The sequence below is a fragment of the Sphingobium sp. TomMM35A genome (assembly GCF_054771735.1).
The window spans coordinates 39,604-61,105 of sequence record NZ_BSRC01000002.1 but is presented as its reverse complement, the minus strand read 5'-3'; the positions used below and the strand labels follow the sequence as shown (position 1 = coordinate 61,105).

At 63.2% G+C, this 21,502-nt stretch carries 19 protein-coding genes and 2 riboswitches; of the genes, 5 read left to right on the top strand and 14 right to left on the bottom strand.

Translation table 11 applies throughout. From position 1 onward, the window contains the following. Positions 1–120: 120 nt before the first annotated feature. Positions 121–1,614 (bottom strand): DUF5597 domain-containing protein, encoded by a 1,494-nt coding sequence (locus ACYU8T_RS13440; RefSeq protein WP_461159862.1) that lies wholly within the window; start codon positions 1,612–1,614, stop codon positions 121–123. A gap of 250 nt (positions 1,615–1,864) precedes the next feature. Beyond that, the gene (locus tag ACYU8T_RS13435) at positions 1,865–2,953 is read right to left on the bottom strand and encodes a Rieske 2Fe-2S domain-containing protein (protein WP_461159861.1); all 1,089 of its coding nucleotides are present in this window, start codon (positions 2,951–2,953) and stop codon (positions 1,865–1,867) included. A 138-nt stretch (positions 2,954–3,091) separates the two neighbouring features. Between ACYU8T_RS13435 and ACYU8T_RS13430 the strand changes: the two genes are divergently transcribed. Further along, positions 3,092–3,964: a 3-keto-disaccharide hydrolase gene (locus ACYU8T_RS13430; protein ID WP_461159860.1), complete on the top strand. Its 873-nt coding sequence runs from the start codon at positions 3,092–3,094 to the stop codon at positions 3,962–3,964. A 91-nt stretch (positions 3,965–4,055) separates the two neighbouring features. On the opposite strand, the gene ACYU8T_RS13425 is transcribed toward ACYU8T_RS13430, so the two are convergent. The 12 genes from ACYU8T_RS13425 to ACYU8T_RS13370 form a co-directional block, all read right to left on the bottom strand. Next, positions 4,056–5,306 (bottom strand): serine hydrolase domain-containing protein, encoded by a 1,251-nt coding sequence (locus tag ACYU8T_RS13425; RefSeq protein ID WP_461159859.1) that lies wholly within the window; start codon positions 5,304–5,306, stop codon positions 4,056–4,058. 193 nt (positions 5,307–5,499) lie between these two features. Beyond that, on the bottom strand, positions 5,500–6,099 hold the full coding sequence (locus ACYU8T_RS13420; RefSeq protein WP_461159858.1) for a hypothetical protein: 600 nt from the start codon (positions 6,097–6,099) through the stop codon (positions 5,500–5,502). A gap of 256 nt (positions 6,100–6,355) precedes the next feature. After that, positions 6,356–7,750 carry an NAD(P)(+) transhydrogenase (Re/Si-specific) subunit beta gene (locus ACYU8T_RS13415; protein ID WP_461159857.1) on the bottom strand — a complete coding sequence of 465 codons (1,395 nt, stop codon included), beginning with the start codon at positions 7,748–7,750 and terminating at the stop codon, positions 6,356–6,358. Positions 7,751–7,753: 3 nt separating this feature from the next. Then, on the bottom strand, positions 7,754–8,044 hold the full coding sequence (locus ACYU8T_RS13410; RefSeq protein WP_097093400.1) for an NAD(P) transhydrogenase subunit alpha part 2: 291 nt from the start codon (positions 8,042–8,044) through the stop codon (positions 7,754–7,756). A 282-nt stretch (positions 8,045–8,326) separates the two neighbouring features. Further along, a complete protein-coding gene (gene cobU / locus ACYU8T_RS13405) occupies positions 8,327–8,848 on the bottom strand; it encodes a bifunctional adenosylcobinamide kinase/adenosylcobinamide-phosphate guanylyltransferase (protein WP_461159856.1) in 522 nt (173 codons plus the stop codon). After that, entirely contained in the window at positions 8,848–9,807 is a 960-nt protein-coding gene (cbiB, locus tag ACYU8T_RS13400; protein WP_461159855.1) for an adenosylcobinamide-phosphate synthase CbiB, read from the bottom strand. The genes cobU and cbiB overlap by 1 nt, the downstream gene beginning before the upstream one ends. Beyond that, positions 9,770–10,747, bottom strand: coding sequence for a threonine-phosphate decarboxylase (locus ACYU8T_RS13395; protein ID WP_461159854.1), 978 nt, complete (start codon positions 10,745–10,747; stop codon positions 9,770–9,772). The genes cbiB and ACYU8T_RS13395 overlap by 38 nt, the downstream gene beginning before the upstream one ends. Next, complete coding sequence (locus ACYU8T_RS13390) at positions 10,744–11,454, bottom strand: adenosylcobinamide-GDP ribazoletransferase (protein ID WP_461159853.1); 711 nt, start codon at positions 11,452–11,454, stop codon at positions 10,744–10,746. Before ACYU8T_RS13390 ends, ACYU8T_RS13395 begins: the two co-directional genes overlap by 4 nt. Then, positions 11,451–11,993 (bottom strand): histidine phosphatase family protein, encoded by a 543-nt coding sequence (locus tag ACYU8T_RS13385; protein WP_461160391.1) that lies wholly within the window; start codon positions 11,991–11,993, stop codon positions 11,451–11,453. Before ACYU8T_RS13385 ends, ACYU8T_RS13390 begins: the two co-directional genes overlap by 4 nt. A gap of 20 nt (positions 11,994–12,013) precedes the next feature. After that, positions 12,014–13,030, bottom strand: coding sequence for a nicotinate-nucleotide--dimethylbenzimidazole phosphoribosyltransferase (gene cobT, locus ACYU8T_RS13380; RefSeq protein WP_461159852.1), 1,017 nt, complete (start codon positions 13,028–13,030; stop codon positions 12,014–12,016). Further along, a complete protein-coding gene (locus ACYU8T_RS13375) occupies positions 13,027–13,434 on the bottom strand; it encodes a DUF1636 domain-containing protein (RefSeq protein WP_461159851.1) in 408 nt (135 codons plus the stop codon). The genes cobT and ACYU8T_RS13375 overlap by 4 nt, the downstream gene beginning before the upstream one ends. 158 nt (positions 13,435–13,592) lie before the next feature. Then, a riboswitch (cobalamin riboswitch) is annotated at positions 13,593–13,782 on the bottom strand. A 47-nt stretch (positions 13,783–13,829) separates the two neighbouring features. After that, positions 13,830–14,612: a formate dehydrogenase accessory sulfurtransferase FdhD gene (locus ACYU8T_RS13370; RefSeq protein WP_461159850.1), complete on the bottom strand. Its 783-nt coding sequence runs from the start codon at positions 14,610–14,612 to the stop codon at positions 13,830–13,832. Positions 14,613–14,699: 87 nt separating this feature from the next. Next, positions 14,700–14,944, top strand: a riboswitch (cobalamin riboswitch). Between the two features lie 173 nt (positions 14,945–15,117). On the opposite strand from ACYU8T_RS13370, the gene ACYU8T_RS13365 reads away from it, so the two are divergent. From ACYU8T_RS13365 to cobO, 4 genes are read left to right on the top strand one after another with little or no spacing between them, the layout of a single operon-like run. Beyond that, positions 15,118–16,167: a HoxN/HupN/NixA family nickel/cobalt transporter gene (locus tag ACYU8T_RS13365; protein WP_461159849.1), complete on the top strand. Its 1,050-nt coding sequence runs from the start codon at positions 15,118–15,120 to the stop codon at positions 16,165–16,167. After that, a complete protein-coding gene (cobW, locus tag ACYU8T_RS13360) occupies positions 16,164–17,204 on the top strand; it encodes a cobalamin biosynthesis protein CobW (RefSeq protein ID WP_461159848.1) in 1,041 nt (346 codons plus the stop codon). Before ACYU8T_RS13365 ends, cobW begins: the two co-directional genes overlap by 4 nt. Beyond that, complete coding sequence (cobN, locus tag ACYU8T_RS13355; RefSeq protein WP_461159847.1) at positions 17,204–20,899, top strand: cobaltochelatase subunit CobN; 3,696 nt, start codon at positions 17,204–17,206, stop codon at positions 20,897–20,899. The genes cobW and cobN overlap by 1 nt, the downstream gene beginning before the upstream one ends. After that, positions 20,896–21,501 (top strand): cob(I)yrinic acid a,c-diamide adenosyltransferase, encoded by a 606-nt coding sequence (gene cobO, locus ACYU8T_RS13350; protein ID WP_097093389.1) that lies wholly within the window; start codon positions 20,896–20,898, stop codon positions 21,499–21,501. The genes cobN and cobO overlap by 4 nt, the downstream gene beginning before the upstream one ends. The last annotated feature ends 1 nt before the right edge of the window (position 21,502 follow it).

The window sequence follows — 21,502 nt, the reverse complement described above, 5'->3', positions numbered from 1 at the left end:
CGGCGCTACTATGGCCACTGACGTGCAGGAATGCGGAATTAATTTGCACTGCAACCGGACGGGTCGAAATTGCTGACGACAGCAGTTCCGACCACGCTCAATTCATCAAGGGTAAGACCCTCAATATGTCGAGAGCCTTACCCGAAGCAGAGTCGGCTGCTCGTTGAAATTGAACCCGTAGGACGTCTGGTCGCCATTCCAGCGACGTGATGCCTTCCACTGGCCGTTCACGAATGTCCCCTCCTCAGCGCTCAAAATTTGACCATTCAGCGCAGCGTCGGCCGGGGTGAACTGGAAACGGCTATATTGCCCGGCAACGAGGAACTCGTCTGGTCCCAATTGCGCGACGACCCCACCACCTACAGCTTCCTTTGCCCAAGCGGGCGACTCCATGCCGGGCCACGCGGGGATATCGAAGTTGTTGCGGCCATAGATAGCGGTGATTTTCCACCGGCCCATCGACGTGGATTCTTCACCCTCGCTGCCTTTTGAGCTTCCCCAGGTCGGGTGCTTTCCAGCGATCGACGCCCACTCACTCGCGATCGGCTTGAACAGCCGGTAGGGAGCGGCGAACGCTTCGATCGTTGCGGCGTCCAACTTGCGAGCACCGAGCGGATAGTTGGAATAGTTAGTCGCATCCATGCCGAACGGGGCCCAGCCGATGGCTCCCCTGCCCAGGGCTGCCCAGAAAAACCGCGCGCTCGACGCAGCATTGCTCGTTTCGGGGACGAACAAGGCGTTGTCCGGTCGCGTGTAGCGGTCAAGCAATCCAAGGTAGGTCTTTTCGATCGGCAGATACAGGTCCGGACCTATCAGGTCCAGCGCCGGCGCGATCGTCTTCCAGATCGGCAAGACATTCCAGTTGGGCCCGCCGCTACCGACCTGTGCGGCCATCATGGTACTCGTCGCGTCGAACACAGCAGCGTTGGTGTACATCGGCAGATTCTTCTCTGCCTTCCCCGCAGCGGCGACCTCCTGCACATAACGCGCATATGTCCAGGCAGCGAATGCCTGATCCGCTTCCTTGCCAAAGGCCTCGGCCCATGTCCCGGCAGGCTTGCCGGAGGCGCGCAAGACCGCTTCTGGAACCGCTTGGTTGAAAAGCTTCTCGGCAGCAGGTGAATAATCACGGGCAACGCCATGCGTCCCCACCTCATTTTGGACCTGCACCATGATCACCGTGTGCTTGGGATCCGATTGCTTCAAATGCCGCATCAGCATCGTGAACGCCTTCCGATCGGCAGCAAGGCTCGCTTCGCCCAAAGGAGACAGCGTCTTCGTAGGACGGCCATCGCGCCGCATCAGGCGCGGGAAACGGGTCGTGTCGTTCTTCACCCACTCAGGGGTGTAGGTGGATTCGCCATTTTTCCAGCTGCCGAACCACAGCAGGACAACCCGCATGTCGTTCTGGCGCGCCTGTGCCAGCAAGGTATCGACCCAGCTATAGTCGAATTTCCCTTCGACCGGTTCGAACTGCTCCCATGCTACGGGAATTTCGATCGTATTCGCGCTCAGCGCCTTCATGACGGGCCAGACCTGCGGAAGAACCGCAGGGTAGTTGCTTGAATTGTGAACCTGAGCGCCCAGCATGAGATAGGGCTTGTCATCGACCAAGAACGTATGCCGTCCACCTTCACTCTGAAGCCGCGGTACATCCGAAGCCAAAGCGGTCCCGGGGAGCACCAATCCACAGAGCAACCCGAGCAAAAGATGATGACGGACCATAGGATTCCCCTTTGAGACTTGGCTGCGCCCCCAGTTCAGGGCGCGACATGAACGACCGCCGTCGCTATATCCCGCCGACACCAAAGAAGTAAACACATTCGTTGCATTTATTTGGCTCAGATACAGCTTTTCGAGCTGGTCAGGCCGCTTCGCCGCCTTTCAATGTGGAGCTTTGATCCAGCGTGACGACCGTCCCGTTAACGCGGGACTGAATATTGGCCACTTTGTCGCGCTCATTGTAGAACTGCTTGTACCAGTTGCGGAGCCGCCCATAAGGACCATCTGCGGGCACGGTGAGCAGATGTATGCTAGAACGCTTGTTGGCCCATATTTCCACGTCCTGGACTAGGCCGTCTCTCAACTGGTCCTGATATGTCGAAGCGACATGACGTTCCTCGTCGCTCAGCGGCCCTGAGCCATCGCTCATCCGTACCATCGTCGCGTGCCATACACGGGTGCGGCCATCCTCGATCGGCGTATGCGCGACGAGCATGAACACCGGCAGGTGGCTGTTCATGTCGGACTGAAGAATGCCCGGCCCGGTATACCATGTATCGAGTTGGCTCAGGGTCGGCGGAAGATTTCCCCAGCCGCGGTTCACCGCGGTAAAAAGCTGGTGAACGACATGACCGTCAAATCTGTTCGCGAAGTAGATGCAGCGTTCGGCTCCATGGATGGGCGACATATGCCCCAGGTCCGCCATGTTATCGACAATCTCACAGCCGTGGATGTCGATGTCGCCCAGATGATCGATCTTCCAGTTCACCCACCCCGCCTGATCATAATGGCCGCCGAAGTCCGGCAGAGCATAGTCCGGCTCCAGCCCTTCAGGATCATGCCACACCCACAATATCCCCGCCCGTTCCACCAGGTGGTAGGTTTTGAGGCGCGCAGTTCCGGGGATGAAGTCGGAATAGGGAATATCATTGCACCTTCCATCGGGGCCATAGCGCCAGCCGTGGAAGGGGCAGCGGATGGATTCACCCTGGATTTGATCGCCATCTCGCATGATGTAACTGGTGGCATTGTTGGCCAAATGAGCGCCCATGTGCGGGCAATAGGCCGAAACGAGGTAGGCCCTGCCACTCTCACCTCGGTAGAGGACGAGATCCTCGCCAAAATACCGCACCGGCACGGGCCGATCCATCACCTGATCTGCGGCCCCTATCATGAACCACCCGCGCGGATATTGGAACGGGCCGAAGCCATAATCGCTGCTGCTCGCCATCTCTTCATCCTCTGATCACGCGGTCTTGATCGCCGCGATGCCCTTGACTTGATTAGCAGTTCCCCAAGCGGGTGGCGACCCCGAGCATCGCTTCCCGCCAACTGCCGGGCCTGATTTTGCAAGTTCACGCCCAACTGGATGGATCTGAAGCGTGGACAAGCGGATCGGCTTGCGCCGAGCAGCATTTTCCGCGACCACTCCTGTAAATTGCTGGCCGCATCTGAAGGGGACATCATGGAACACCGGACCGGACGTCGAACATTCATCGCAGGCGCTGGCGCCTTGGCGATATTCCCTTCCTTGACCTCTGCCGCGCAGCGGACATTGCCGCCGGAACCAAAGCCGATGCCCTTGATGCCTAGGCCGGCGAAGGGCGACGGGCCCGGCTTCACGCCGATTTTTGATGGCAAGAGTCTGTCGGGCTGGCGCGGTGATCCCACATACTGGCGCGTGGAGGACGGCATGATCGTGGGAGAGGTGACACCGGACACCCTCCTCCGCAGCAACACGTTTCTGATCTGGAGCGGGGGTCAAGTTGAAGACTTCGAGCTGAAGTTGGACTATCGGATCACGGCTCAGGGCAATAGCGGAGTCAATTACCGCAGCAAGGTCGTCAAAGACGAAACCACCCCCACCAACCGCTTTGCACTGTCGGGGCTGCAGTTCGATATCGATGGCCAGAATCTTTTCACCGCCATGGTATATGAGGAGCGAGGACGGAGCTTTATCGCCCGACGCGGCCAATTCGCACGCACGACGACAGAGCCTTCACAAGTGATCGGAGCGATTGGGGAGCCCGGATCCCTGAAGACGATGATCAGACCGGACTGGAATGAAGTCCACATCATCGCCAAAGGCCCTGCCCTCTATCATCTCTTGAACGGACAACTGATGGCGGCGGCAATGGATGAATCGAAGGGCCGCCGCTGCAGTGGCGAGATCGGAATGCAAGTGCATGTAGGTCCACCGATGAAGGTGGAATATCGGAATATCCGGTTGAAACGGCTGTGATGCGGAAGTGCCGACTTCGTGCATTGGTCCTGATTGAAGAAATCGCAGACACGAGGCCTTGATAACACCATGCGCGGCTTAGCAGTCGCACTCAGCCATCAAGATGATGATGCAGCATCGCCCTCGGCCCAGCAGGCCAGAGCCCCAGGTCAGCATAAACCGCCGCGACAGGGTCTTCACGGAAGGTCAAATTGATCTCCGGCGGAAAATATTGGGTCATCAGGACGACATGCAGCCGGTGGATCGGATCGACCCACATTCCGGTGCCAGCAGCGCCTCCCCAGCCGTACAGCCCCGGCGGCGTGCGTGAGGCAGACAGGTTCACCTGCATAGCCGCGCCAAAGACGACATCCTGCATCACATTGCCGTAGAATTGGGCATTGATCCCGGCCGGCAACAGGTTGGACCGCGCCAAACGCACCGTTTCGGGTTTCAGCAGCCTTTTGCCACGATATTCACCCTCATTCGCGAGCATCGCGGTAAATCGCGCATAATCCTGGGCGGTCGAGACAAGCCCGCCACCGCCTGAAAGCAGCGCCGGACGGGCATAAGCGCTATCGGCTGGATCATCCACCAGGCGCCATGTCCCATCCTCACCGCGTTCGTGAAGGTTGACGAGCCGGTCGAGCTTATCGGAGGGTACGACGAAACTGGTGTCCGCCATCCCCAGCGGACCAAAGATGCGCTCCTCGAAAAAGGCATCAAGGCCACGGCCGGAAACGCGTTCGATGAGCGCTCCAAGCACGTCTATCGAGAGGCTGTATTCGAACATTTCGCCCGGATCGCGCGCCAACGGCAAGGTGCCGAGCAGTTCAACCATGTGCGCCAAATCGCGCGGATCTTCGCCACCGTCACGATGCGCGGAAATCCTGTCGCCGGGCAAAAGGCCCAGCTCCCGGTAACGCGCCGCAAGAGGTGAGAATTGCAGACCGTAGCTGAAGCCTGCACTATGGGTAAGCAGATCGCGCACCACCGGCTGCCGCTTGGCCGGACGCATGGCGTCGCCTTCTTCTGAAACGAGCACATCGAGCTTGGCAAGTTCCGGAAGCAATTCGCCTATGGGTTGATCGAGACCGATCACGCCCTCTTCGACGAGCATCATCGTGGCGATCCCGGTGATCGGCTTCGTTTGCGAATAGATGCGGTGCAAGCTGTCGGGCTGGACTGGCCGGCCGGTTCCGAACCCCGTCTCACCGACGGAAATGAAGCAAGGGTCTTCATCGCCCACAGCAACCGAGAGCACTGCCCCTGCGACATCACCCTGACCTATATGGCGCTCGAACAGGCTCGTCACTTCGCGGAAGCTGGCCGGATCAAAGCGGCGTGATGATTCTTGGTTCACATCCAATTCCTTCATCCCGAGCAATTCGCCGGGTTTTGCACATTAGGAGCCGTTCATCGCTGACATAACGGCGCTCAAGTACGGTCGAGCCACTTCCGGCAACTGATGATGCCGGAACATTTTCCAAAATATTGTCTGTCGTCAACATTATTGATCGACGGAACGGAATAATACCGGACTGAGGTCAGCAGTTCTACAGACCAAGTTCACCTTGGCGGGGTTGCGGGGGCGTCGGGATTGGCGCTGGGGCCGGGGGCCGGGCGGAGGACGGCGCCGCCGGAGCGACGAGGATGCGCGCAAGGCCGGTCAAGGTATAGACCGCCTGCCGTTGCGCCCCGCGATTATGATGGTCGACGCGATAGCCTTGATAATGACGGCGGAGTAGTCCTGCCGCAACCATTTCCGAGACTGCGCGGCTGAGATTGGTCTTGCCCGACGCGCGGACCCGCAGCTTCACTTCCTCTTCGACCACCAGGTCCGCAGCATCTTGGTCACTTGGCAGACGCTCCTGCCCGGCAAGTTCGGCCCGCACTCGTGCGGCGAGCGCGAGGCGGCGAGGATCGCGCCCGCCCATCGGCGTCAGCGCATCACACAACCAGTCGCGCAGCGGCTGCAGCCCGCCATCCTTCGCCACCAAGGGTCCCGCGCTGCCGTCAGGCCGGGCAACTTCGGCGATCAAGGTGAGCAGCATGAAAGCATAGCGGGGCCGCGTGCTCGCATGAGCGAGCCGGTCAAGCAGCGCCGACAAATCGCTGCTTCCGAATGATGGGGGCCTGATCGAACCGTGAAACATAACGGGGATGAATCAAGCACAGGTGGAGGCCAATGTGAATCCCTTGCGACAGGAATCGGTCGCTTTTGTCGCGCATGACACTTTGCCCGAAGGTAAAGTGTCATCGCTGGCACTTTAGGTCGCAAGATTTGTTCGTGCATGATGTTGGGAGCGACGCGCCGATCTTTGCTCACTCCCGGTGGCATGATCTCGGACACGAAAAAGCCCGCTGCTTTTTAGAGCAGCGGGCTTTTCTCTTTTACCGGTGGGCGAGGGCTCAGTGGAGGCCGCTGCCGCCGCCTGCCAGTTCCTTGGCGATGGAGCCGACCATGTCCTTGGCATCGCCGAACAGCATCTGGGTGTTGCTGTTATAGTAGATCGGATTGTCGATCCCGGCGAATCCTGCGTTCATCGAACGCTTGATGACGAACACCGACTTGGCCTTATCCGCCTCGATGATCGGCATGCCCGCGATCGCGCTCTGGGGATCGTCGCGTGCCGAGGGGTTCACCGTGTCGTTCGCGCCGATGATCACCGCAACATCCGCTTGCGGCAGTTCCGGGTTGATGTCGTCCAGGTCCACCAACTGCTCATAAGGCACATTGGCTTCGGCCAGCAGCACGTTCATATGGCCGGGCATGCGGCCCGCCACCGGGTGGATCGCGAACTTGACGTCCACGCCCTTCTTGGTGAGCGCCTGGTAAAGCTCGCTGACCTTGTGCTGCGCCTGCGCGACGGCCATGCCATAGCCCGGCACGATCACCACAGTGCCGGCATTTTCCAGCTGCATCGCGGCTTCCTCGGCCGAGGCGGAGCGGACGACGCGGTCGTCCTTGCCGCCAGCGGCGCCTGCCACGACATTGCCGAACCCGCCGAACATGACGTTGGCAAAGCTGCGGTTCATCGCCTTGCACATGATGACCGCAAGGATGAAGCCCGACGCGCCGTCAAGCGCGCCTGCCACGATCAGCAGCTTGTTGCCCAGCGCAAAGCCCATGGCGGAAGCGGCAAGACCGGCATAGCTGTTCAGAAGCGCGATGACCGTCGGCATGTCCGCGCCGCCGATCGGGATCACCAGCAGGATGCCGAACAGCAGGGCGAGCGCCGCGAAAACGGGGAACAACCAGGTCTGCGTCGGATCAAGCGCCAGCGTCACGCCGATCACCACCGCCGCCAGCGCCACCGCGCCATTGACGATACGCTGGCCCGGGAAGGACACCGGGCGGCTGCCCATCAGTTCCTGAAGCTTGGCAAAGGCGATGATCGAGGCCGTGCAGGTCAGGAAACCCAGCAGGATTTCGAACATCAGCGCCCACATGATGAAGCCGCCGGCATATTCGGCATGGGCATGCTTGTAATATTCGGCAGCACCGATGAGGCCGACCGCAAGCGCGCCGAAGGCGTGGGAGATGGCGGTCCGCTGCGGGATCGCCGTCATCGGCATCAGCAGCGCCATCGGAATACCCGCGGCCGCGCCCGCGATCATCGCGATGATGATCAGGTTGTAATCGACCACCTCATGCTGGACCAGCGCGCCGATGATGGCGATGACCATGCCGATCTCGCCCGCGCGCACACCGCGCCGGGCCGTCGAGGGATGGCTCATCCACATCAGCGACAGGATGAACAGGGCCGATGCGGCAATCGCCGCGAAAGGTACGAAGGCGTCCATCTGTTACTTCCCCCGCGGCTTGAACATCTTGAGCATGCGATCGGTGATCATGAACCCGCTCACCAGGTTCACCGTCGCACAAAAAACCGCGATGAAGCCCAAGGTCTTGGCAAGAGGCGTCGCCCCTTCCTCACCCGTGATCGTGATCGCCCCCACAATCACCACCGCCGCAATCGCATTGGTCAGCGACATCAGCGGCGAGTGCAGCAATGGCGACACCTTCTTGATCAGCTGAAAACCAAGAAAAGCCGCCAAAATGAAGACGAACAGATAATCTGCATTCAATGCGTTCACTGACTTATCCCCTGTCCAGAAGCCGCGATCCGATCAAGACACCTTGGCGGTCTTCCGATTTCCCCCCGGTCCGGGACATAGCGCCCCTGCCATGATCGCTGGCTCCCATAAAACCCCTCCAACCATTATTGGGCGTCCCATATTGATCCAGTCGATCGCAGGCAAGCCGCCGCACCCATTTATCACGCCATCGATTCGCGCAATGAATTTATTCAGCCTCTACGGCAAGCTGCCCGGATGGCTCGCGCGATTTTCAATATGAGCAGATGCGCCCACGCGTCTTCATCCGGTTTGCTTGAGTGTCACGGGCAGACCGGCAGCGACGAAATGAACCCTGTCGCAGACAGCCGCGACATGTTGATTGAGAAGGCCTGCCTCATCTCTGAAGCGGCGAGCAAGGGCGTTTTCAGGAACGATCGACAGCCCGACTTCATTGCTCACAAGCACCATGGGCACGGTGCAACCACCAACAGCGGTGACCAGATCCTTGCTCCAACGGTCAATATCTTCACCCGCGAGCAAGAGGTTTGACAGCCAGAGAGTAAGGCAGTCGACAAGGATGGGGCCAGATTGTTGCGCCTGCGCGATGGCGGCGGGCAGGTCGATCGGCGCCTCTATCGTCTGCCATCGCTTGCTCCGCCGGGCGCGATGCTCGGCGATTCTGTCGCGCATCTCGGCATCGAAGGCCTGCGCCGTGGCGATATAGTTGATGGTGCCGGGCAAGCCCTCGCACTGCGCTTCGGCATGGCGGCTCTTGCCTGAGCGGGCGCCACCGAGCACGAGCATTTTCTGCCAAGCGTCCATCAGCGAAATCCTTCGGTTGCCGCAGTCATGAGCCAGAGCAAGGCGCAAGCCCGGATATAAAGCGAAAGCGCCGCGCGCGCGGCGGCGGGGGTGGCTTCCGCACCCTCCCCGCCAATCCATGGCTTGGCATGAAACTCCCCCTCATAGGCGATCGGCCCGGCGAGCCGGATATGGAGCGCGCCCGCCATCGCCGCCTCCGGCCAACCCGCATTGGGAGAGGCATGGCGGCCATGATCGCGCCACAAAATACGCCAGCCGCCCAGGCCGCCCAAGCAGATGAGGAAGCCCGACAAGCGCGCAGGGATGAGGTTCAAAAGGTCATCAAAGCGGGCGGCGGCCCAGCCAAATGCTGCGAACGGTTCTTCCCGGTGCCCGATCAAGCTGTCGGCGGTGTTGACGGCCTTATAGGCCCATATGCCGGGAAGGCCGCCGACAAGCAGCCAGAAAAGCGGCGCGACGACGCCGTCGCAGAAGCTTTCCGCGAGGCTTTCTATAGCGGCGCGCGCAACGCCTGCTTCATCCAGCGCGGCGGTGTCGCGGCCGACGATGTGGCCGACGGCGCGGCGGGCGGCGAAGAGATTGCCAGCCTCCAGCGCCTGCACCACGGGCAAGACATGATCGAACAGACTGCGCTGCGCGAGAGCAGGCCAGGCCGCAAGCGCGAGCCCCACCCAGGCCCAGGACCCGAGCAGTTGACGAAGAAGGCGATCGGCACCCCAGGCGACCGCGATGGTGATTGCCAGGAGGATCAGCAGCGTGAGGATGCCACCTGTCCGGCGGCGCGGGGTGCTGAAGCCGGGGTGGTTGAGGCCGCGTTCGCAGGCGGTGATGATCCGGGCGAAGGCGCCGACCGGATGTCCGACGCGCGCTTGCAGCCTGGCTGGCCAGCCGAGAACTGCGTCGAGGAAGAGCGCGGCCAACTCAACCAAGGGCTTCGTCCAGCCGGGCCAGATCGGCATCGCCGGCAGGAAGGCCGAAGCGCAGCCAGTGGGGATAATCTTCGAACGGACGCGTGAGGATCGCTTGCCGCGCAAGGCGATCGAACAACGAAGCAGCGTCTGGCGTATCGATCAGGCGGAATAACGGGCAATCGCCGCGCGGACTGAAGCCGTGGCGGATGAGCAGCGCGTCAAGGCGGGCCGCGCGAGTGGTCAAGCTCGCGACCGTCTCGTCGATCCAGCGCCGGTCGCGATAGGCAGCCCGGCCGAAATCGATCGCCGCCGCGGATAGCGGCCAATCTCCCAGCAGACGGCGGCAGGCAGCGACAATGGCGGATGGCCCGAGGAGGAAACCTAATCTCACCCCCGCCAAGCCGAAGAACTTGCCGAAGGATCGGAGGATGATCAGGCTTCGGTTATCGGCAACCTCGCTGGCGATGCTGGCGGCAGGCATGCAGTCGGCGAAGGCTTCATCGACGATCAGCCAGCCGCCCCGCTTTTCCTGACGGCACAGAAGCTGCCACATCTGCGCCCGCGTGTAGAGGCGGCCATCAGGATTGTTGGGATTGGCGAGGAGGAGCGCGGTACCCGGCGGTGCAGCTTCCGGCTGCTGCAAGGCATGCATATTCGGGAAAGCCTGCGCATGGGTGCGGTAGGACGGTTGGATGTGGCAGGCGGGGGCGTCGAGCAGATGGCCGAGCAGGCGCAGGCCGGTCTCGCTGCCGGGCAAAGCGCAGATATGGCCGGTGGTAACGCCGAAATGGGCGGCGGCGGCCTGTTCGAGATCGGCGAGTGCTGCGGGATCTGGGAGCGATCGCCAATCGGTCTTTATCGCAGTCGCGCCGGGCCAGGCGAGCGGGTTTATGCCGGTAGAGAGATCGATCCAGGGAAGGCGCGCCTCCTTGTAATGCTGACGCGCAGCGGCGAGGCGCCCGCCATGCCAGTGGAAGATGCCGCTCATCGCGCCAGCACCAGCGCGAAGAGCAAGCCGCTTTCAACAAGCTCTATGCCCGCGCCATGGCCGTCTCCCGAAATGCCGCCGATGCGACTGCGCAACCACCATGCCCATAATGGGATGAAGAGGGCGGCGGACAAGAGCGGGGGGATCATCAGGCAGAGGGCTGCGGCCAATACTGTCCAGCCCAACAGATGCGACGCGCCGATACCGTCGCGGAAGCGGCTGGCGAGACCCTGGTGAAGCGGCGGGAGCCACAGGGTCCAGGCGAGCGGGCCAATCCGGGCTGCGAAGGGCACGGCGACAAGGGCTAGCGGCGGGACATGCTCCGCGCACAGGCGGAGCAGGACGAGCTTTGTGAGCAATTGCAGGGCGATCGAGACGACGCCGAAGCTGCCGATGTGCGGATCAGCAAGGACGGCGGACAGCTTTTCCCGGTCATGATGCGCTGCTCCGGCCCCGTCGGCTATGTCGCCCAGGCCATCGAGATGGAGCGCTCCCGTCATGGCGACCCAGGCAATGAGGCTGAGCAAGGCGGCGATCCAGGGATCGCTCTGCAAGCCCATTGTCATGGCGGCGGCGACCGTCAGGCCGACGATGATGCCTGTTGCGGGGAACCAGCGGATAGCGGCGACGAAGTCGTTTTCGTCCGCGCCTACGTTCGGGAGCGGCAGGCGGGTCATGAGTTGCAGGGCAAGGATGAGGCGGGTCATGTTACGAGGCCTGTGATCTGCGCGCCGGGATTGTCTCCGGGCCAGAAGCGCAGCGTGAGCACCGCCGAATAGGGGATATCGATCGCCCAGGCCTGCTGATAATTCAGGCCGCAAAGCACCGTCAGCGCAGCACGGATCGCTCCTGCGTGCGTGAGGATGAGGGTGGGCTCCCCTACGTCGCGCAGTGCCGCGCTAACACGGTGGCAGAGGTCGGACCAGCTTTCGCCGCCTGGCGGAGGATAGTCGTCGGGAGACGACCAGAAGCGGGCAGTGTCGCCGGCTGGAAGCGTGGCGGGGTCCATGCCCTCCCATTCGCCGAAGTTCAGTTCGCGCCAGCGCGGGTCGATCCGATGGGCGGCTTGACGATCGATGGCGATCAGCGTGGCGGGCGTGCTGGCGCGTGCCAGGCCGGAGCTGGTCAGACAGTCGAATGTGAGCGCGCGTGATCGATCGATGCACAGCTGCATGGCGGCTGGATCAGGCGGCATGTCCGTGTGACCGAGCATAAGTCCGGGCGTTTGTGGTGCTCCATGCCGCATCAGGTGGAGCGTCAACGGGCTCATAGCGCGCCCGCGACGGCGGCTTGCGCGAAGGTCGCCATATGCGCATGCGCCGCGAGGGCCGAGCGGATGAGCTGTGCCGCGACGGCCGCGCCGCTTCCCTCGCCCAAGCGCATGCCGAGGTGCAGCAGCGGGTTGAGGCCGAGCTTTTCGAGCAGCCGGGCATGGCCTGCTTCGGCTGAGCAGTGGGCAGCCAGGCAATGTTGAGTGATGGCGGGATTGTCGCGCGCGAGGGGAGCGATCGCGGCGCCGCAGATAAAGCCGTCGAGCAGCACCGGCACGCGCATCATCCGCGCGGCTAGGATCGCACCTGCCATGGCGGCGATCTCCCGACCGCCGAGGCGGCGAAGCGTTTCGAAGGCGTCGGTGCAATGGGATGCATGCAGGGCAAGCGCGACGCGGACGGCCTCCGTCTTGCGGGCGAGGGCTACTTCGTCGATGCCCGTTCCCCTCCCCGTCCAGTCCTGCGCCTCGCCGCCGAAGGCGTGAAGGCACAGCGCGGCGGCGGGGGTGGTGTTGGCGATGCCCATCTCTCCGGCGAAGAGCAGGTCGCAATCTTCAGGGACCACGGCAGCGCCTGCGTTCAGGGATTCGAGGCACTCGGCCTCCGTCATGGCCGGGGCCTCGCATATGTCGGCGGTGGGCTGTTCAAGGGAAAGCGGGACGATCACCAGATCGGCTCCGCAAGCGCCCGCAAGCGCATTGATCGCCGCGCCGCCAGATTGGAAGTTAGCGACCATCTGCGCAGTGACGGACGCTGGAAAGGCGCTGACGCCCCGTGCGGCAACGCCGTGATTGCCAGCGAAGATGGCGGCGCGGATACGGTCGGCGCGCGGATACTCGCGGCTCTGCCAGCCCGCCATGAAGAGGGCAATTTCCTCCAGGCGGCCTAGTGATCCGGCGGGCTTCGTCAAAGAAGCCTGCCGCGCCGCCGCAGCGTCGATCGCCGTCGCGTCGTTCCCAGGAAGTGTTGCGAGCGCGGCCTGAAAACCGTCGCGGTCTTCAAAGCGGATCATGTGCAGACAAAGCCCTCGGGCGGCGTCCGGACGATGAAGTGCCCCTTAACCCCCTGCGGCCATTCGGCGTAGCGCACGACGCCCTCTTCGCTGGCGGCATGGCGCAGGGCATAGTCGAGGATGGCGCGCGCGGCATCCGCGTCCGGGGTGAAGTCGCCCAGCACATAACCGACCTTGCCAGGGCCGCGCACATGGACGGTGCAATGCCGCTGGCAGGCGAAGAGGCAGGGCATGTCCTGCACGGCGATCGCTTCATAGGCAGGCTCCTGCGCCTGAAGCCCGCGCATGGCATCGACCAGCAGCGCACCGCCGCGGCGCCCTTCGCTGTCTTCCCGTTGGTCTGCGGACAGGCGGCAGGTCGAACAGACGACCACCGACGCGCTGTTTTCGACGGCACGCAGCATCAGCGGCACGCTTTTATAATCATCTGAACATGAAAGACCGGCATCATGGCCCTCCCTGCAAAATCGAACCGCAACGGCCCTGCCCGGCCAGTGGCGGGCAAGGCGATGGCTGTCGTCCGCGCGGGGAACCCCGTTCGTCCGGTACACCCTGTCCGGTCGAAGAACGACTGCGGCAGGCAGGTCTCCTGGCTCACGGGTCGATGCGCATCGGCCGCCTTCTCGGGAGATACTCCCCCAATGGCTGCGTGGCCGGTCCACTCACCGCTTACAGTTGCAGGGGCAGCGCGGGCATTGCACCCGACTTCCCTTTTGATCCCCAAGCGGGGAACCTGTCGCGGCGCTGCTGATAATGAGGCAGGACCAAGCCCGCAAGCGGTAGATGAAGCGGCGCCTCGTCAGCCGGGCGGCCCGCCCGCCGCCAGCATGGCGTCTGCCCGCGCCAGCACGATGATCGGCAACCCAGCGCTGGCGGCGCGTTCGGCAGCGAGGCGGGTGGGGGCGGATATGGTGACGAGCAACGGGCAATTAGCGAGCGCCGCCTTCTCCACCAGCTCATAGGAACAGCGCGAGGACAGTAGCGCAAAGCCGCCATCCCATGACAATTGCCGCCGCCGCATCGCCCCGATCAGCTTGTCGAACGCGTTGTGGCGGCCCACATCCTCATAAACGAGGCGGATTGCGCCATCTGCCCCCGCCAGGGCAGCGGCATGGACAGCACCGGTTTGCCGATTGAGCGGTTGATGCTCGGCAAGATCGCCCGACGCCCGGAAGATAGCTGCCCGGCCTGCGGTCGAGCGGGCTGTCACGGCGGGCAGGGGCCGCAGCGCCTGCTCCAGATTTTCGACGCCGCATAAGCCGCAGGAGGAATCGGAGACGCGGTGACGGACGCGGCCGAGCAGTCCCTCCACCCGCTCCGGCGGAAGCGTAGCGCGGGCGACGAGGCCCTGCTCCGTTACATGGACGTCAACGTCGAGCGGCGCGTCCGATGGCAGGACCAGCCGCTCGGCAAGCGCGAAGCCCTGAACCAGTTCGGCCACGTCCCCTGGCGTCGCCATCAGAACCGCATATCCAACGCCGTTAAACTCGATCGCGACGGGCATCTCTTCCGCCAGATCGCGCTCCACGGGCGATGCGTCGCCCTCTGGGCTAATGCGGGTGAAGGAGAAAGGAGACGGCATAGCGCCGGTCTAGGCGGGCGGGATGCGCCCTGCAATATCACGCAACCATGCAACTGCCGCTTTCCTTTGCCGGTCAAGCCATCTATGCACAGCCCCGATCGCGCCGGTGCCCGAACGGGCTTCAAAGGGAATGCGGTGCGGGCTGCCGGTCAGGCGCCCAAATCCGCGGCTGTCCCTGCAACTGTAAGCGGTGAGCGAGACGCATAGCGACTTTCCGTTACCGCCGGAGGGTCAGCCACTGGGCCGGACGCTAAATCATGCGAGGCCTGGGAAGGCCATGTGTCGAGCGATGACCCGCAAGCCAGGAGACCTGCCGGCGTCTGGTCGCTCTTGCTTTGGCCCAGGGGATGGCCGGGGCACGGTATTCCGTCTGAGCGACGCGTGCGGCGGGACCGCACCGGCATGCGTGCCGGGCGCTAAGATGCGTCCGTCCGGCGCGTCGTGCTGGCCGCATAGCGGAGGTCCCGTCCAGTCTCGCTGACGCAGACGGGAGCCAAGCCGTCCGATGGTTATGCAAGTTCCGGCGCTGCGCCGCCGCGCGACATGGATGTTCGCGCTGCTGATCGCCGCCAATATCGGCCTTTGGATATGCGCCCTGATGATCTTCTCGGGCGATACGATGATGCTGGGCACCGCCCTGCTCGCCTGGAGCCTGGGCCTGCGACATGCGGTGGACGCCGACCATATCGCCGCCATCGACAATGTGACGCGCAAACTGATGCAGGACGGGCAGCAGCCGCTGACCGTGGGCCTGTGGTTCGCCATCGGGCATAGCGCGATCGTGCTGATCGCGGCGGTCCTCATCGCCTTTGCCGCCAGTGCCCTCAGCCGCGTCGAGGCGGCGGGGGAGATCGGCGGCACGATCGCCACGATCATCTCCGCAAGCTTCCTCTTCGCTATTGCGGCGATGAACCTCATCATCCTGCGGTCTGTTCTGAAGACGTTCAATCATGTTCGCAACGGTGGAAGCTATGTCGATGAGGACATGGACATTCTGCTGGGCAATCGGGGCATGTTGTCGCGCCTGTTCCGGCCGCTGTTCCGCCTCGTCACGCGTAGCTGGCACATGGCGCCGCTCGGATTTCTCTTTGGTCTGGGATTCGACACGGCGACGGAGGTGGCCATCCTCGGCCTGTCGGCGGGTCAGGCGGCGAGCGGCCTTTCAATCGCAACGGTGCTTATATTTCCCCTGCTGTTTGCGGCGGGCATGGCGCTCATCGACACGGCGGACGGCGCGCTGATGATGGGCGCCTATCAATGGGCGTTCGTGAAGCCGATCCGCAAACTTTACTATAACATCACCATCACGCTGGTGTCGGCGCTGGTCGCCATCGTCATCGGCGGGATCGAGGCGGCGGCGCTGCTGGGCGACAAGCTGGGCCTGACCGGCGGCATCTGGTCGATCGCCGCCCGTCTGGGCGAGCATTTCAACAGCCTCGGCTTTTTCATCATAGGCCTGTTCGCCGCCTGCTGGCTGGTGAGCTGGATCATCTACCGCTGGAAGCGCTTCGACGAGATCGACGTGCTCATCCCCAACAAAGGACAGACATTATGAGCAAGGTTTCCGCCACGGTCATCACGGGCTTTCTGGGTGCCGGAAAGACGACGCTGATCCGCCACCTGATCGAAAATGCGGGCGGGCGTCGGCTCGCCCTCATCATCAACGAATTTGGCGATGTCGGCGTAGACGGATCGCTGGTGAAGGGCTGCGGCGATGAAGCCTGCCCGGACGAGGATATCATCGAGCTTGCCAATGGCTGCATCTGTTGCACCGTGGCGGACGATTTCCTGCCCACCATGCAGCGGCTGCTGGACCGGGACGTGCCGCCCGATCACATCATTATCGAAACCTCAGGGCTCGCACTGCCCAAGCCACTGGTGAAAGCGTTTCAGTGGCCCGATATCCGGACGCGGGCAACGGTGGACGGCGTCATTGCACTCATCGATGCGGATGCGCTGGCAGCCGGGCGCTTTGCCCATGATGAAGCCGCGCTGGCTGCGGCGCGGGCGGCCGACCCGACGCTGGACCATGACAGCCCCATCGAGGAGCTCTTCGAAGACCAGCTGGCCTGTGCCGACCTGGTGCTGCTGAACAAGACCGACCTGGTCGCGCCTGAAAAGCTGGCGGAGCTGGAGCATCAGCTGGGCGGGGAAGTGCGGCCGGGCGTCCGCCTCCTGCGCACCGCGCGCGGCGAGATCGACCCCGCCGTCCTGCTCGGCCTTGGTGCGGGCGTCGAGGACCAGATCGATGCGCGCCCGTCCCATCATGATGATGAGGAGGATCATGATCATGAGGATTTCGACAGCTTCGTCCTACAACTGGAGGAAATCAGCAATCCCGCGCCGCTGCTGGCGGCTTTGGAGAAGGTCATCACCGACCATGACATCCTGCGCGTGAAGGGCTTTATCGCCATCGCCGGGCGCCCCGCACGGCTGGTCATCCAGGCGGTGGGACCGCGCATCCAACATCATTTCGACCGGCAGTGGCAGGCGGACGAGGTGCGCGCGTCGCGGCTGGTGGTGATCGGTCAGGCCGGATTGGATCGCGCCGCCATCGAAGGCGCGCTTTCAGGACAGCTGGCAGACGCCTGATGCATTTGCTGACCGCCACGCCCGGCACCGTTTCGAACGGGGATGAAGCCATCGATCTTGGCCAGTCGCCGGGCGACATCGTACTGCTGACCGTGGCGGACAGCGACCTTGCCTGCTTTGCGAGCGCGGCGGCGATGCTGGGCGATGGCGCGCCTTCCATCCGGCTCGCCAACCTTCTGCAATTGAAGCATCCCTATTCGGTCGATCTTTATGTCGAAAAGGTGATTTCCCACGCAAAGTTTGTCTGCGTCGTGTTGCTGGGGGGCAAAAGCTACTGGCCCTATGGCATTGAGGAAATTGCCAATGTCGCGCGAGAAAAGGGCATAGCGTTTGCCGCGATCGCCGATGGCCGGGAGGATGATCCGGAACTGCGCCTCGCCTCCACCCTGCCGCCCGAAACATGCGATCTGCTGCGGGATTATTTGCGACAGGGAGGCATCGCCAATGCGATCGCCTTTCTGAAGACGGCTGCGGGGATCGCGGGACTGGATGCGGGCTATGCCGACCCGCCGGTTCCGGTCGCAGATGCGGGGCTGTATTTGCCGGGTGTCGAGCGTCCGGTACTGGATCAGGTGAAGGCGGGCTGGACGGATGGGCAGCCTGTAGTGCTGTTTCTATTCTACCGTGCGCTGCTGATCGCCGGGACGCTGGAGGCGGTGGACGCGATGATCGCCGGGCTGCGAGCGGCGGGGCTGAATGTGCTGGCGGTGCATGTGCGTGCGCTGCGCGAACCCTTTGCGCGGGATTTCCTTGAGCGGGTGATAGCGTCGGCGGGTCCTGACGTCATCCTGAACGCAACCGCATTTGCCGCATCCGCGCCGGGCGAACCGCGCACGCCCTCGATATTGGAGCAGGCGGAGTGCCCGGTCCTGCAGACGATGTTCGCCAGCGCCGAACAGGCTGCGTGGCAGGACAGCGCGCGGGGGTTGGGACCGCGCGATCTGGCAATGCATATCGCCTTGCCCGAGGTAGACGGGCGGATCTTTACGCGGGCGGTCGCTTTCAAGGCGGCGGCGCGATTCGACGCGCGCACCGAATGCAGCATCATCGTGCCGCAGGTCCTGGCGGACAGAGTGAGCTTCGTCGCGCAACTTGCTGGAAATTGGGCGAGGTTGCGGCGTACTCCTTCGGGTGAGCGGCGCGTGGCGCTGGTGCTCGCCAATTACCCGAACCGGGACGGCCGGATCGGCAATGGCGTCGGACTCGACACGCCCGAAAGCGCGGCGGCGATCCTGCGGGCGCTGGGAGAGGCTGGCTATGCAATCGGCGGTGCGCCCGCCGAGGGCGCGGCGCTGATGCAGCTGATGACGGGTAGCGAGACAAAATGCGCGCTGGCCCTCGCGGATTATCGTGCGGCGTTCGCAGGCCTGCCTGGAGGCATTCGCCAGCTGGTGACGGACCGGTGGGGAGAGCCGGAGGATGATCCATTCTGCAAGGATGGCGCGTTTCGCCTGCGGGTGCATCGCTTCGGCCATGTCGCGGTCGCCGTGCAACCCTCACGCGGCTATGATGTCGATCCCAAGAGCAGCTATCATGATCCAGCGCTGCCGCCGCCGCATGCCTATCTCGCCTTCCACATCTGGTTGGCTCACGAATTTGGCGTCCACGCGGTGGTGCATGTGGGCAAGCATGGCAATCTGGAATGGCTGCCTGGCAAGGCGATCGCGCTTTCGGAAAACTGCTTCCCCGAAATCTGCGCCGGACCGATCCCGCAAATCTATCCCTTCATCGTCAATGATCCGGGCGAAGGCACGCAGGCGAAGCGCCGGATCGGCGCATGCATCATCGACCATCTGACGCCGCCACTGACACGGGCAGAGACCTATGGGCCGCTCAAGGAATTGGAGGCGCTGGTCGACGAATATTATCTGGCGGCTGGTATGGACCCGCGCCGGCTGGAGACGCTGCGGCGGGACATATTGGCGCTGGCTGCGGCGCAGGGGCTGGACAAGGATGCAGGGGCTCAGGGCAGCGGTGATGATGCACTGGCGGCGATCGACAATTATCTGTGTGAGTTAAAAGAAATGCAGATCCGCGATGGTCTGCATGTCTTCACCCGATCGCCGGAGCGGGCATTGCGCCGCGACTTGCTGATCGCCTTGGCTCGCTGCCCCAGGGGATTGGACGGAGGGCAGCAATCGCTGCTGCGGGCGTTGGCTGATGATCTGGCGCTTGGGTTCGATCCGATCGACTGCGGCATGGGCAGGCCGTGGACGGGGCCGAGACCGCAGATTCTGGCGGATACGACACCTGACGTCTGGCGCAGCACCGGCGATACGGTCGAGCGACTCGAGCTCTATGCCATGCAGCTTCTCGATACGGGAGAAGCCAGTCCCGGGCCTGCAAGTGCGCAGGTTCTGGACACGATCCGCAATGACCTCGCGCCCCGCGTGGACGCTTGCGGAGGGGCGGAGAAGACGGCACTGCTTCAGGCGCTCGACGGAAGGTTCGTGGCGCCCGGTCCCTCCGGGGCACCGACACGGGGACGGCCCGATGTACTGCCGACCGGACGGAATTTCTATTCGGTCGATACGCGCGCGGTGCCGACCGTCGCGGCGTGGAACCTGGGCCAGAAATCGGCAGAGCTGGTCGTGCAGGACTATCTCCAGCGAGAAGGCGGATATCCGCGCTCCATCGCCCTGTCCGCCTGGGGCACGGCGAACATGCGTACCGGCGGTGACGACATCGCGCAGGCGCTCGCATTGATGGGCGTGCGGCCGCGGTGGGATTGGGGATCGGGGCGCGTGGTCGGGTTTGAGGTGATGACGATCGCCGAACTCAACCGGCCCCGCGTGGACGTGACGTTGCGCGTGTCCGGCTTTTTCCGCGACGCCTTTCCCGAACAGATCGACCTGGTCGACAGCGCCGCCCGCGCCGTCATGGCGCTGGACGAGCCGGAAGAGGATAATCCCGCCGCCGCGCGTCACCGGGCGGAAGCAGCGGCGCTCATGGCCGAGGGTGCGGCTGAAAAGGCAGCGCTGCGCCGCGCTGGGACGCGTGTCTTCGGATCGAAACCGGGCGCCTATGGCGCGGGATTGCAGGCCATGATCGACGAGCGGCTGTGGCATGATCGTTCGGACCTGGCGAACATCTATCTCGATTGGGGAAGCCACGCCTATGGCGGCGGCGTCGAGGGCGATGCGGAACGCGACCTGTTCGCCCGGCGGCTGGGCGAGGCTGATGCTCTCATCCAGAATCAGGATAATCGCGAGCATGACCTGCTCGACAGCGATGATTATTATCAGTTCGAAGGCGGGATCGCAGCGGCGGTCGAGCATCTGTCGGGCCGCCAGCCGCTCAGCTATCATAATGACCATAGCAGGCCCGAACGGCCGGTCATCCGGACGCTGGAGGACGAGATCGGCCGGGTGGTGCGGGCGCGCGTCACCAATCCCAAATGGATCGCGGGCATGATGCGCCATGGCTACAAGGGCGCGTTCGAAATTGCTGCCTCCGTCGATTATCTCTTCGCCTTCGCCGCGACGACGCATGGCGTCAAAGACCATCATTTCGACGCCGTCCACGCCGCCTTCATCGAGGACGAAGCCGTGCGCGCCTTCATGGCCGAAGCCAACCCCGCCGCGCTGCGCGAAGCCGCGGCACGCCTCCACGAAGCGCTGGACCGGGGGCTGTGGCGCCCCCGTTCGAACAGCGCCGCCATGATCCTTGCCCAACTGAAGGAAGATCGCCCATGATCGAACGCACGCCGGAACAGCATGCCGAAAAGATGAAGAAGAAGCAGGCCGCCCATGACAAGATCATGGCGACCAAGACGCAGGAAAAGGGCTTGCTGATCGTCCATACCGGCAAGGGCAAGGGCAAGACGACCGCCGCGCTCGGCATGGTCATCCGCGCCATCGGCCATGGCAAGCGGGTCGGCGTCGTCCAGTTCGTAAAGGGCGCGATGACCACCGGAGAAAAAGCGGTGTTCGATGCGTTTCCCGATAATGTCACATTCAAGCCGATGGGCGAAGGCTTCACCTGGAACACGCAGGACAAGACCCGCGACATCGCCCTTGCCCGCGAAGCATGGGATGAGGTCAAGCGGATGATTGCCGATCCGGCCTATGATATGGTGCTAGCGGACGAACTGAATATCGTCCTGCGCTACGATTATCTGCCGGTCGAAGAGGTGCTGGAAGCCGTGACGAACAGGGACGAGATGAAGCATGTCCTCATCACAGGCCGCAACGCGCCCGAGCCCCTGATCGAGGCGGCGGACCTCGTCACCGAAATGACGCTGATCAAGCACCCCTTCCGCAGCGGCGTGAAGGCGCAGGCGGGGATCGAATTCTGAC

Excerpts from the sequence above, each read along its gene's own strand:
- ACYU8T_RS13365 (WP_461159849.1), top strand. The coding sequence starts at position 15,118 with ATGGTTATGCAAGTTCCGGCGCTGCGCCGCCGCGCGACATGGATGTTC.
- ACYU8T_RS13375 (WP_461159851.1), bottom strand. The coding sequence starts at position 13,434 with ATGCTGCGTGCCGTCGAAAACAGCGCGTCGGTGGTCGTCTGTTCGACC.
- ACYU8T_RS13415 (WP_461159857.1), bottom strand. The coding sequence starts at position 7,750 with ATGGACGCCTTCGTACCTTTCGCGGCGATTGCCGCATCGGCCCTGTTC.
- ACYU8T_RS13370 (WP_461159850.1), bottom strand. The coding sequence starts at position 14,612 with ATGCCGTCTCCTTTCTCCTTCACCCGCATTAGCCCAGAGGGCGACGCA.
- ACYU8T_RS13395 (WP_461159854.1), bottom strand. The coding sequence starts at position 10,747 with ATGAGCGGCATCTTCCACTGGCATGGCGGGCGCCTCGCCGCTGCGCGT.
- ACYU8T_RS13430 (WP_461159860.1), top strand. The coding sequence starts at position 3,092 with ATGGATCTGAAGCGTGGACAAGCGGATCGGCTTGCGCCGAGCAGCATT.
- ACYU8T_RS13390 (WP_461159853.1), bottom strand. The coding sequence starts at position 11,454 with ATGACCCGCCTCATCCTTGCCCTGCAACTCATGACCCGCCTGCCGCTC.
- ACYU8T_RS13435 (WP_461159861.1), bottom strand. The coding sequence starts at position 2,953 with ATGGCGAGCAGCAGCGATTATGGCTTCGGCCCGTTCCAATATCCGCGC.
- cobW (WP_461159848.1), top strand. The coding sequence starts at position 16,164 with ATGAGCAAGGTTTCCGCCACGGTCATCACGGGCTTTCTGGGTGCCGGA.
- cobT (WP_461159852.1), bottom strand. The coding sequence starts at position 13,030 with ATGATCCGCTTTGAAGACCGCGACGGTTTTCAGGCCGCGCTCGCAACA.
- cbiB (WP_461159855.1), bottom strand. The coding sequence starts at position 9,807 with ATGCCGATCTGGCCCGGCTGGACGAAGCCCTTGGTTGAGTTGGCCGCG.
- cobN (WP_461159847.1), top strand. The coding sequence starts at position 17,204 with ATGCATTTGCTGACCGCCACGCCCGGCACCGTTTCGAACGGGGATGAA.
- ACYU8T_RS13385 (WP_461160391.1), bottom strand. The coding sequence starts at position 11,993 with ATGCGGCATGGAGCACCACAAACGCCCGGACTTATGCTCGGTCACACG.
- cobU (WP_461159856.1), bottom strand. The coding sequence starts at position 8,848 with ATGGACGCTTGGCAGAAAATGCTCGTGCTCGGTGGCGCCCGCTCAGGC.
- cobO (WP_097093389.1), top strand. The coding sequence starts at position 20,896 with ATGATCGAACGCACGCCGGAACAGCATGCCGAAAAGATGAAGAAGAAG.
- ACYU8T_RS13420 (WP_461159858.1), bottom strand. The coding sequence starts at position 6,099 with ATGTTTCACGGTTCGATCAGGCCCCCATCATTCGGAAGCAGCGATTTG.